The sequence below is a fragment of the Streptococcus sp. OMI750 genome, assembly GCF_047463895.1.
Lineage (GTDB): Bacteria > Bacillota > Bacilli > Lactobacillales > Streptococcaceae > Streptococcus.
The window spans coordinates 1-12,046 of record NZ_JASHCZ010000004.1; the positions used below are offsets into that span (position 1 = coordinate 1).

Annotated in this window: 7 protein-coding genes; all 7 read left to right on the plus strand. The window is 44.4% G+C overall.

Features of this window, described 5'->3' with window-relative positions; translation table 11 throughout:
• Positions 1 to 3,399, plus strand: a 3,399-nt coding sequence (locus QM830_RS08020) for an LPXTG cell wall anchor domain-containing protein (RefSeq protein ID WP_414326392.1), incomplete at its 5' end; no start/stop codon positions are given.
• Positions 3,400 to 3,586: 187 nt separating this feature from the next.
• Positions 3,587 to 4,588 (plus strand): sugar transferase, encoded by a 1,002-nt coding sequence (locus QM830_RS08025; RefSeq protein WP_414326393.1) that lies wholly within the window; start codon positions 3,587 to 3,589, stop codon positions 4,586 to 4,588.
• A gap of 227 nt (positions 4,589 to 4,815) precedes the next feature.
• On the plus strand, positions 4,816 to 6,033 hold the full coding sequence (secY2, locus tag QM830_RS08030) for an accessory Sec system protein translocase subunit SecY2 (protein ID WP_414326395.1): 1,218 nt from the start codon (positions 4,816 to 4,818) through the stop codon (positions 6,031 to 6,033).
• An 8-nt stretch (positions 6,034 to 6,041) separates the two neighbouring features.
• A complete protein-coding gene (asp1, locus tag QM830_RS08035; protein ID WP_414326396.1) occupies positions 6,042 to 7,631 on the plus strand; it encodes an accessory Sec system protein Asp1 in 1,590 nt (529 codons plus the stop codon).
• Positions 7,624 to 9,168, plus strand: coding sequence for an accessory Sec system protein Asp2 (gene asp2 / locus QM830_RS08040; RefSeq protein ID WP_037613957.1), 1,545 nt, complete (start codon positions 7,624 to 7,626; stop codon positions 9,166 to 9,168). The genes asp1 and asp2 overlap by 8 nt, the downstream gene beginning before the upstream one ends.
• Positions 9,165 to 9,635, plus strand: coding sequence for an accessory Sec system protein Asp3 (gene asp3, locus QM830_RS08045; protein ID WP_009731770.1), 471 nt, complete (start codon positions 9,165 to 9,167; stop codon positions 9,633 to 9,635). Before asp2 ends, asp3 begins: the two co-directional genes overlap by 4 nt.
• Positions 9,636 to 9,660: 25 nt before the next feature.
• Complete coding sequence (secA2, locus tag QM830_RS08050) at positions 9,661 to 12,045, plus strand: accessory Sec system translocase SecA2 (protein ID WP_414326523.1); 2,385 nt, start codon at positions 9,661 to 9,663, stop codon at positions 12,043 to 12,045.
• Position 12,046: the final 1 nt, after the last annotated feature.

Here is a 12,046-nt window from a genome sequence, read left to right on the forward strand (position 1 = left end):
GAGTCACAGGTTCAAGCATCAATCTCTGCAAGCCAATCTGAATCGCAGGTTCAATCTTCGACTTCAGCGAGTCAATCTGAGTCACAAGTTCAAGCGTCGATTTCAGCGAGTCAATCAGAGTCCTTGGTACAAGAGTCGGTTTCAGCGAGCCAATCAGAGTCCTTGGTACAAGAGTCCGTTTCCGCGAGTCAATCAGAGTCCTTGGTCCAAGCATCGACTTCTGCGAGTCAGTCAGAATCGTTGGTCCAAGCTTCAATCTCAGCAAGCCAATCTGAATCACAGGTTCAAGCTTCAACATCTGCGAGTCAGTCAGAATCGTTAATTAAAGAATCGACTTCCGTAAGCCAATCTGAATCGTTGGTACAAGCGTCCGTTTCAGCGAGTCAATCTGAATCGTTAATTCAAGCTTCAACTTCAGAAAGTCGTTCAGAGTCACAAGTCCAAGAATCAATTTCAGTGAGTCAGTCAGAATCCTTGGTTCAATCTTCGGTTTCGTCGAGTCAATCCGAATCGCAGGTTCGAGAATCAGCTTCAGCTAGCAAATCTGAATCGTTGATCCAAGCATCAATCTCAGCTAGTCGATCAGACTCGCTGGTACAAGCCTCAGTTTCGACAAGTCAGTCTGAGTCCTTGGTACAAGAGTCCATTTCAGTGAGTCAATCAGATTCCTTGGTACAAGCGTCAGTTTCTGCGAGCCAGTCTGATTCCTTGGTACAAGAGTCCGTTTCCGCGAGTCAATCCGATTCGTTGGTTCAAGCCTCAGTTTCGACAAGTCAGTCTGGGTTCTTGGTACAAGAGTCCATTTCAGAGAGTCAATCAGATTCCTTGGTACAAGAGTCGGTTTCCGCAAGTCAATCAGATTCCTTGGTTAAAGCGTCAGTTTCTGCGAGCCAGTCAGAGTCCTTGGTACAAGAGTCGGTTTCAACTAGTCAGTCCGATTCCTTGATACAAGAATCTGTTTCTGTCAGTCAATCAGACTCGCAATTAAAAGCCGCATCAGCATCTAAGAGTGAGTCTGAAAAAGCCTCGAAATCTGTTTCGTTGAGTCAGTCGGTATCCTTATCTAATTTGGTATCCAAATCAATTTCTGTGTCTCAATCGCAGTCAACATCGGCTGTTGGATCGGAAGAAGTGGTTTCTCAACTGATTTCCTTGTCGCAATCTATTTCGATGAGTCAATCTGAATCACTGGTTCAAGTGTCAGTTTCAGCGAGTCAGTCTGATTCCTTGGTTCAGGAATCTGTATCTGCAAGTCAATCAGAGTCCTTGGTTCAGGCATCGGTTTCGGCAAGTCAGTCAGAGTCCTTGGTTCAGGCATCGGTTTCGGTAAGTCAGTCAGATTCACTTGCCCAGGAATCCGTTTCCGCTAGCCAATCCGATTCGTTGGTTCAGGAATCTATTTCAGCTAGCCAATCAGATTCATTGGTACAGGCATCTGTTTCCACCAGTCAGTCAGACTTGCAATCAAAAGCCGCATCAGCATCTAAGAGTGAGTCTGAAAAAGCCTCGAAATCTGTTTCGTTGAGTCAGTCGGTATCCTTATCTAATTTGGTATCCAAATCAATTTCTGTGTCTCAATCGCAGTCAACATCGGCTGTTGGATCGGAAGAAGTGGTTTCTCAACTGATTTCCTTGTCGCAATCTATTTCGATGAGTCAATCTGAATCACTGGTTCAAGCCTCAGTTTCGGCAAGTCAGTCAGAGTCCTTGGTTCAGGCATCGGTTTCGGTAAGTCAGTCAGATTCACTTGCCCAGGAATCCGTTTCCGCTAGCCAATCCGATTCGTTGGTTCAGGAATCTATTTCAGCTAGCCAATCAGATTCATTGGTACAGGCATCTGTTTCCACCAGTCAGTCAGACTCGCAAGTTCAAGCGTCAGTCTCTGTAAGTCAATCTGAATCTATTGTTCAGGCGTCTGTATCAGCCAGTCAGTCAGAGTCGTTGCTACAGGAATCTGTCTCAGCCAGTCAATCCGATTCGTTGGTTCAAGAATCTGTTTCTGCAAGTCAGTCAGACTCGTTGGTTCAGGCGTCTGTCTCGGCTAGTCAATCGGATTCGTTAGTCCAGGCCTCAGTTTCGGCCAGTCAGTCAGAATCGCAAGTTCAAGCGTTAGTCTCAGCTAGTCGATCGGAATCACTGATTCAGGCGTCTGTATCAGCTAGTCAGTCAGATTCACTTGCCCAGGAATCCGTTTCAGCCAGCCAATCCGATTCGTTGGTTCAGGAATCTATTTCAGCTAGCCAATCAGATTCATTGGTACAGGCATCTATTTCCACCAGTCAGTCAGACTCGTTAGTTCAAGCGTCAGTCTCTGCTAGTCAATCTGATTCGCTAGTTCAGGAGTCAGTTTCGGCTAGTCAATCAGAATCGCTGGTTCACGCATCTGTATCAGCTAGCCAGTCAGCTTCACAATCTAAAGTTGATTCAGAATCCATATCCGAGATTGAGTCTGAAGAGACATCGAAGTCTATTTCTCAGTCTCAGTCAACATCGGCAGTCGGATCGGAGGAGGTAGTTTCCCAACTAGTTTCCTTGTCGCAATCTATTTCGATGAGTAAAAAACTGTCAGAATCCGTTTCAACGAGTCAATCTGAATCCTTGCTTCAGGAATCTGTATCGTCTAGTGAATCAGAATCTCTAGTTCAAGAATCGATTTCTGCCAGTCAATCAGAATCGCAAGTTCAAGCGTCAGTCTCAGCCAGCCAATCCGAATCGCTGGTTCAGGAGTCTGTGTCGGTTAGTCAATCGGACTCGTTGGTTCAGGCCTCCGTTTCGTCTAGTCAGTCAGAATCACTAGTCCAGGCCTCAGTTTCAGCCAGTCAGTCAGAGTCCTTGGTTCAGGCCTCCGTTTCAGCTAGCCAGTCAGAATCGCTGGTTCAATCATCTGTATCTGCAACTGAATCAGCTTCGACATCGAATGTTGTATCTGAATCGCAGGTTTCAGAGTCTGTATCGTTCTCGCGATCAGTTTCAGAGAGTCTATCTGCTTCACAATGGGCATCTCATTCAGAATCTCTAGCGTCAGCCTCGCTATCGAAGTCTGACTCCTATAGCCAATCAACTTTTTCTGCAAGTGAATCTACTTCAACGTCGATGCCAGTGTCTGAATTCCCTTTGACGAGTGCCTCAGTTTCCACAAGCACATCGTCAACAGTGAACCAATCTCAATCGAATGAAACATCTGAATGGATCCGTGTATCTTATGCGTCAAGTTTCTCTGCTGGGACAAGTCCTTCAGAGTCCTCATCAGATGTAAGCCCAGCGCCTGTGGCAAATTCTTCAGGACCTGCTCTTCCAGAGACAGGAGCCCATCCTTCGAACAATATCTTTGCTATAGTAGCTTCCATTCTTCTGTCTGGATTAGCCCTTTTAGGAATTCGGAAAAAAGATGGCAAATAGAACCTTAAAAGACCGGAATGAACCGGTCTTTTATTGATCTAGAATATCTAAGAAGTTGTGAAATATGTTATAATGAATGAGGAAGTTTTCGTTGAAGGGTATGAAAAAGGTTGCTTTGTGAAAAGCTCAGTTTGCCTTCATATCTTCAGGAAATATGGGATAAAAAAAGAAGAGTCAGAGGAAAGAGATGAAAATCCATTTTACAAATTTATTTGGGCAGTCTCCTCAGAGCGTGGCCCTGATGGCCCAAAACGATATCATGAATGTCGTTCGCGAGCTTGGGGTCAATGAATTAGGGATCTACTTTTATGATCATAGCAATGAACCAGCTAGTGAATTGAACTCGCGAATGGATGGGATTTTAGCAGGCGTTGCTTTTGGGGATATGGTCTTCGTTCAATCGCCTTCTTGGAATGGGATTGAGTGGGACCGCCGTTTGGTTGATAAGTTAAAACTCCTTCAAACCAAGTTGGTCATGTTTATCCATGATGTCCCACCGCTTATGTTTGAGAGTAATTATTACCTGATGCCCAACTATATCGACATGTACAATCAGAGTGATCTGGTCGTTGTTCCATCAGAGCAAATGTACTATCGTCTAGTATCAGAAGGGCTTACAGTTAAAAAATATGTGGTACAAAAATTGTGGGATTTGACCCACAGTTTGGATCTCTATACCCCGCAATTTGAGAAAAAACTGATCTTCTCAGGGAATCCGTCGCGTTTCCCTCATATCATCGACTGGAAATATGATACACCCCTTCATGTCTATGCTGAACCAGTTGAAGGAGTTGATTATTCCAAGGTCCATATTGAAGGCTGGCGAACCAAGCAAGAGTTGCTTTTGGAGCTTTCTAAGGGTGGTTTTGGGCTGGTCTGGGGAAATTCAGAGAACCCCGAGGATGAGCGAGATTACTACAAAGAAAATATTTCCTACAAATTATCGACTTACTTATCCGCAGGTCTTCCAGTAGTGGTGCCAGACTATTTGTCGAATTCGGACTATATTCGAGAAAAGGGAATCGGTTTTGTGGCATCAAGCCTGGAAGAAGCCAATCGTTTGGTTCAAGACTGCACAGAGGAAGCGTATGCCCAAATGGTTCAAAAGGCTCAGTATACTTCTTATTTGATTCGCAATGGCTATTTCACAAAGAAATTATTCGTCGATACCATCATGGCCTTGGGGTAATAACAGCCAATCAAACAAGATTCTTCAGACAAAGATCTGGAGAATTTTTTGTTGGATGCGGTACCAAATAGCGAAATTGGAAGATTATCAAATATTAGTGACAAATGAGTTTGGAAACGTCGCAAATTATGGTAAAATAAGTTGAGATAAGATGCTTAAGAAGCACGTATGTATAGGCTAATCCCAAGACGGTGGAGCCAAAATGACGAAGAGAAAGTTTAAAAGAAATGTTAAAACGATCTGAAGTAGGAAAGCGATTTTGTTGGACGATTTTTTTCGTCTTTATTTATGTTTTTGGAAGTAAAATTTCTCTGCCTTTTGTTGACTTATCAAAGGCCTTGAAACTTAATGAGGGGACGACAACTGGTCTACAGCTCTCAAGTGCTGTGATGGGGGGGAACCTTCGCGGGATGTCGATCTTTTCGATCGGTCTATCTCCGTGGATGTCCTCCATGATTTTGTGGCGGATGTTTACCGTTTCAAAACGCTTTAATCTCGAAAAAACCAGCTCGGAAATTGTGGAGCGGCGAAAGATGTATGTGACTTTGGCGCTTGCCATCGTCCAGTCCTTGGCAGTGGCCATGTATCTGCCCTTGAAGACAGGGTTGAACCCTGGACTCGTCATTGCAGTTAATACGATGATTATGGTAGCTGGAGCCTTCTTTTTGGTTTGGCTTTCAGATTTAAATGCTGCTCTGGGTCTTGGTAGTTCTGTTGTGATCATGATGGCGGGGATGGTTATGTACCTTCCAGAAGACGTGATGAAGACTCTTTCAAATATTAATAATATTCCAGAGATCGCTTATATTGTGGGTGTGATTGCCCTCTTGATTTTTGTCTTTGTTGCAGTCTTAGTGGAATATTCCAAGTATCAAATTCCTGTCAATAAATTAGGGATTCACAACAACCTAAAAAGCTATACTTTTTTAGATATCAAGCTCAATCCGGCTGGGGGAATGCCCTTCATGTATGCCATGACCTTGGTGTCGATTCCTCAGTATGCCATGCTCTTGATTTTGTCGATGGATTCCAATGCTAAATGGGCTGCTCAGCTCGCCAAGCGTTTGGTGATGGGAGATCCCATCTGGATTCTTCTATACATTCTCATGATTGCCCTGCTTTCGTTTGCTTTTGCCTTTGTCAATGTAAATGGAGAAGAAATTGCAGATAAGATGATGAAGGCTTCGGAATATATCGACCATGTCTATCCGGGAGCAGATACACGTCGCTACATCAATCGTATTGTACTCCGCTTAACAGTTTTTGGGACCTTGTATCTGATTCTCTTTACGGCGCTTCCTTTTTCTCTCTTATTATGGGACAAGGAGCTCTTGCGCTTGACCATGATCCCAGGGACTTTCCTCATGTTTGTCGGAATGATTTACAATATCCGAGAAGAAATTCGTGCCCTTCGCGTCAACCAACGTTATACAAGAATATTCTAGGAGTAACCATGTATTATTTTGTACCAGCCTGGTATGGAACGGACCGCATCTGGCAGCAATCAGCTACCCCTTGGTACTGGATGCGCGAGTCCATTGAATTTGATGATACCATTAATCAAGTTCGTATTTTTCAAGAAGCAGAAATGGGTCGGATTTTATTGTTACCTCAGTATAATCCCCAACTGCGTTATTTTTTACACCGCCAAGATATACTAGAGACAGATGTGATCTCCATTTTTGATGGGATCCAAGGTGTCCCGTCTGATTTGCCTATGCGTCCAATCCAGCTTCAGGATATGCAATGGCCTAGTGGGACTATCTTTTCCTATACTCCTTTTTTGGCCATAGCCTTTCGAAAAGGCAAATGTCTCGCCAAGATTGATATGGGAGTGGATGGGAATATCCTCTCCTTGACCCGTTATAAGGATGAGGAAATCATCTATATTGACTACATGGATGATCGTGGCTTTATCTCTAGCAGACTCTACTACAATGAGGGGAAACCTTATTTCCATGAGTACCTGCGTTTTGATGGGCAGTGGATTTTGAGAGAGATGTTGATTGAAGAAAATCGCTCTGTCATGGTCAATGAAGCTTTCTTCCATGCATTCAAAAAAGAAAGCTATGCCAATATTGGGGAAGTCGTCTCTGAAAAAATGAAGGAACACTTGATGGCTTTGATTCCAGGGCGAGATCAGTTGGTCTTGGCAGCTCATCCAGCCAATCTTGCTTTTTTACAAGATACAGCGAGTGGTGTTAAGAAGGTCCTCTCTTTCTATGGGGATCGCCAGCCCTTGTCTGCAGAAAACTTTGTCCTCTATTTTGATATGATTGATGCCCAGCTTTTAATTACGGACAGTGAAAAAACCAAAGAAGCGATTTCGGTCTTTTCCCCTAGCTTAGCTCAAAAAACACATCGGATTACCTCTTTTGACTCTCGCCTCCGTTTGGGCTCTAGTCAAGAGCGTAAGGAATCAAAGATTTATTATTATATCAAGGAGAACGAGCTTCCAACCAAGAACCAGCTCAAAAAAATCTTGGAAGTTTTGGGGCAACATCCCTTATTTGAAGTCGTCTTTGCATTTTACAATGGGACACCAGAGCGGGTCAAAGAAGTAGAACAGCAACTAGAGGAATTGATCGCTAGTGAGCAGAACTTGAATCTTGTTCAGTCGCCAGCCCAGCTAGAAGGGCTTGGAGAAAACCAGATTATTGATAAGGAGTTTGTACAAGACGCACCGGACTACCGTTTTGTGGTCAAGAATTTTTCAAATGAAAATGACATTATTCAGGAGTTGGAAAAAACACGCTTGATCGTAGATTTGAGTGAGGAACCGAACCTCTATACGCAGATTGCAGGGATCTCTGCGGGGATTCCACAGGTCAATCGTGTTCAAACAGAATATGTGGATCATTTAAAAAATGGTTATGTCCTGTCTAAGGGAGACAAGGAATTAGAGAAGGCCCTGACTCACTTTTTATTGGAATTGAAGCCCTGGAATGAGGCCTTGGTCTATTCAATCGAAAAAATTCAAGAATACACCGGTCAACGCTTGATCGAGAAATGGGAAGGATGGATGAAAGAACGTCATGGATAAAAAACTACAGATACCCCATATTCTCCAAATCGGCTCAAGTAGCTGGCAGGATCAAATGGAACTTCCTGCTGGACTTGGCTGGCACTTTTTTCAGGCCACCGCTCTTCCATCGCTCAAAGACTATATGGAAGAAGAGGAAATCTCTAAATTTAAAGCCTTGATCCTAGAGAATCCAGAAGATTTGTTGGCTTTAGGAGAAGACCTGACCTATTTTCAGCCTTATACCGTTTTTTATGACGAAAGGCGTAAGCTAGAGGTGCCTTCTGCAGAATTAGCCCATCTCTTAACGCTTAAACAAGCGAGACCCTGGGATTTCTCAAACAAGCATCAATTTCTCTATGTTTTAGACCGCTTTTTATACGACAATCAATATGGGGATGCCTTTACAGTTCGTGATCTGCAAGTGAGACCTGATTTTGCTGGTCAGCAAACAGTCTTGGGGCAACATTTCCTCAAGCTTGATGGAGCATACGGGGAAGAGTTTACGCCGATTGCCCAGTGGGTTTACAATTATGTGTATGACGCTAGCCGCCCCATCAATTTTTGGTTGGAATACGAAAAAGATCCAAGCTGTCAGCTGCAATTGCGGATCCAATTTTACCGCTATGGAGCTTTGGGTGATTGGGTCAAAGATGCGGTCTTTTCAGAAGAAGAGATGCTGCAACCACTAGAATTGGATGGAGCAGAGCCTTATTACCTAGCCTTCTCGCTGGAAGCAAAAGGAGAGGGGGCTCTTACGATTGGAGCCTTACACAAACGCTTGTCCCATGGTCCTTTAGGAGGGATGACGGTAGGCGCTCAGACTCTTCGGGACCACAAGCGCCAAGAGATTTTTGCTTATTTCCATCCGGGCGATATGAAGCCACCTTTAAACATTTACTTTTCTGGGTATCGTCCGGCCGAAGGATTTGAAGGATTTGGGATGTTGCGTGCTATGGGCAGTCCCTTTATTCTCTTCTCTGACCCAAGACTGGAAGGTGGATCTTTCTACATGGGATCAGAAGAGCTGGAAAATCAAATTACAGCCTTTATTGATCAGCATTTGGATCTGCTCGGTTTCGAGCCCAAAGAGATGAATTTTTCAGGTTTGTCCATGGGGACCTTTGGTGCACTTTATTATGGGGCCCTTTATTGCCCTCATGCCATCCTAGTCGGAAAACCCATTGTCAACCTGGGGGATGTCGCTGCTAACCTGAAATTTAAACGTCCAGATGAGTTTGGAACGTCCTTAGATATGATGCAGTTGATCATCGGCCAAGTATCACAAGAAGGCATTGGTCAGCTCAATCAACGCTTCTGGGATCGGTTTGAACAAGCAGATTTTAAGGATACAATTTTGGCACTTGCCTATATGAGAGATGATGACTACGACCAGCAGGCTTATCCAGATATTTTAGAAGCCTTATATGAATTGCCGGTTCGTATTATTAGTACTAGCCGTGCCGGTCGCCACAACGACGCGAGTGGTCCGATCATTGAATGGTTTGCGACCCAGTACAAAGAAATCATGGAAAGAGACTTTGGAAGAAACCAATGATACAAATAAAAGAAAATGAAGCCAGACGCGTCTACTGGGGCGATACCGTTCTGGCAGATTATCTTTGGGGGTCAACTATTCAAGCGACTGCCCAAGGGAGCGTTCACTTTCAGAACCCCCTCATGCCATCTGGTCAAGTATTGAAAACCTGGCATTCGCAGACAAATTTTGGCGCGACGCGTCAAATTCCTAGTCTGCCTCTGCTTAAAAGAGAGCAGGATTATGAACTGCTTATTACGATGGAAGCGACTCCCTCCCATACCGTTATGGTAGAAATTGTCTTCAAAGATCGTTTTGGAGAGGTCGTTGGCCGTCGCGTAACCGCAGAAGGTCGCTTGCAGTTTACCTATCCAGATCAAGCCTACGCCTATGAAGTACGCTTGCTCAGTGCAGGCTTGCAAGAGTTTACCTTCCACTATTTTACTATTCAACCAATATCGTCTGAGGGAGCAGAAGTTCTCGAATAGACGAACATCACTGCAAAAAAAGAGGATCACATTGGATTACGTTAAATTAAGAAACATCAAAAAAATCTTAAAAGAAGTCAATAGCTGGAAGGATGACATGGCCCGCTTGACGGATCGACAACTACAGGAGAAGACTGCAGAATTTCGGGAACGTCTAGCAGAGGGCGAGACCTTGGATGATCTCTTGCCAGAAGCATTTGCTGTTGCGCGTGAAGCCGATAAACGGGTCTTGGGTATGTTTCCTTATGACGTGCAAGTCATGGGAGGGATTGTCCTGCATCAGGGAAATGTCGCTGAAATGAATACCGGTGAAGGGAAGACCTTGACGGCAACTATGCCAGTTTATCTCAATGCTCTAGAGGGCAAAGGGGTTATGGTTATTACGACCAATACCTATCTGGCAACTCGGGATGCAGAAGAAATGGGACAGGTCTATCGTTTCTTAGGTTTGACGGTCGGCGTACCTTTAAAACAATCTGAAGACGAAGAGTTAGATCCAGAAGTCAAACGTGAGATCTATCGCTCAGATGTCATTTATACGACCAATACCAGTCTGGGCTTTGACTATCTAACAGAGAATTTGACCGCTTCTGCAGATGGACAATTTTTAGCTGACTTCAATTACGCCATTGTCGATGAGATTGATTCGGTGCTCCTAGATAGTGCTCAGACCCCCTTGATTATTTCTGGTTCTCCTCGGGTCCAGTCCAACCTTTATGGGATTATTGACACTCTGATCCAAACCTTCAAAGAGGGGGAAGACTTCAAGTTTGACGAAGAAAAGAAACGGGTTTGGTTGACTCGAAAGGGAGCTCATGCAGCAGAAGCTTTTCTTGCCATTCCCAATCTCTATGATCCCCAATACCGTGACTTGGTCCGCCATATCAGCCTAGCCCTGCAGGCCAATAAAAACTTTATTAAGGATAAGGACTATGTCATCCATCCTAATGTCGAAGGACAACCTGAGATTGTTTTGCTAGACCAGGCGACGGGTCGCTTGATGGAAATGACCCGCTTGCAAGGAGGACTCCACCAGGCGATTGAAGCCAAAGAAGGTCTCAAACTCACCCAAGAAACACGGGCTATGGCTTCTATTACTTACCAAAACCTCTTTAAGATGTTTCGGAAGTTGGGAGGCATGACGGGGACTGGGAAGGTCGCTGAGGCAGAATTTCTCGATACCTATGCCATGTCAGTGATCAAGATTCCAACCAATCGCAAGAAGATCCGTAAGGATTTGCCGGATGAAATCTATCAAACCTTGCCAGAGAAAATCGTGGCTTCTTTGGACTATGTGAAGAAAATCCACGAAAAAGGTAATCCGATTCTGGTCTTTGCCGGATCGGTTGAAATGTCGATTCTTTATTCGAATCTTCTCTTGCGTGAAGGAATTCCACACAATCTTCTCAATGCCAACAATGCTCCTCGAGAGGCCCAGATCATTAAGGAGTCTGGCCGAAAAGGTGCCGTGACCGTAGCGACCTCAATGGCCGGTCGGGGAACTGATATCAAGTTGGGACCAGGAGTCGCTGAGTTAGGTGGCTTGGTGGTTGTCGGAACTGAGCGGATGATGAACCAGCGGATTGACCTTCAAATTCGAGGGCGTTCAGGTCGCCAAGGAGATCCTGGTTTGACCAAGTTCTTTGTCTCTTTAGAAGATGATTTGATGAAAAACTGGGGGCCAGACTGGATCCAGGATACTTATCAAGACTATGATGTGGATGAGCGAATTGGAGCAGCTAAGTCCCTGACCAAGCGCAAGTATAGAAACTTGGTGGAACGAGCTCAAAATGCTAGTGAAAGTTCTGGTCAGGCTAGTCGTCGGATGACGCTAGAATTTGCGGAAAGCATGAACATTCAGCGTGCGATTGTTTACGAAGAGCGCGATCGTTTGATCAAGCAAGAAGGCCGCTTGGATGCTATCGTTGAAAAAGCGCTTCGTTCCGTCTTTTCAAGCGTAGTCCACAAAAAAGAATACAAGGAACCAGTAGCCTTTTATCGCTATATTTTAGACAATGTCAGCTACCAGGTGGATCCTGAAAAAGCCCACCAAACCTTCCGTAGCAAGAAAGCAAAAGAAAATTTCTTGTGGGAAATCGCTAAAAGTGAGTTAGAGGCTAAGTATGAGGTCTTAGGCACCGATGAGGTGATCGCACAGTTCCAACGCATGGCCATCTTAAAAGCCATCGATGAAAACTGGGTAGAGCAGGTAGACTATCTGCAACAATTGCGGATGGCTCTCTCTGGTCAATACACCAGTCAGAAAAATCCTTTGGTAGAATTTTTCCAAGAAGCCTACCAATCCTTTGATCGAATGAAAGGAGCGGCCAAAGAGCAAATGGTCCGCAATCTTTTACTGAGTCGAGTAGAAATCAATAAAAAAGGGGAAATTGTCTTGCATTTCCCATAAA

Coding starts and splice junctions, on each gene's coding strand:
- asp1 (WP_414326396.1), top strand. CDS start 6,042: ATGTATTATTTTGTACCAGCCTGGTATGGAACGGACCGCATCTGGCAG.
- asp2 (WP_037613957.1), top strand. CDS start 7,624: ATGGATAAAAAACTACAGATACCCCATATTCTCCAAATCGGCTCAAGT.
- secY2 (WP_414326395.1), top strand. CDS start 4,816: ATGTTAAAACGATCTGAAGTAGGAAAGCGATTTTGTTGGACGATTTTT.
- asp3 (WP_009731770.1), top strand. CDS start 9,165: ATGATACAAATAAAAGAAAATGAAGCCAGACGCGTCTACTGGGGCGAT.
- QM830_RS08025 (WP_414326393.1), top strand. CDS start 3,587: ATGAAAATCCATTTTACAAATTTATTTGGGCAGTCTCCTCAGAGCGTG.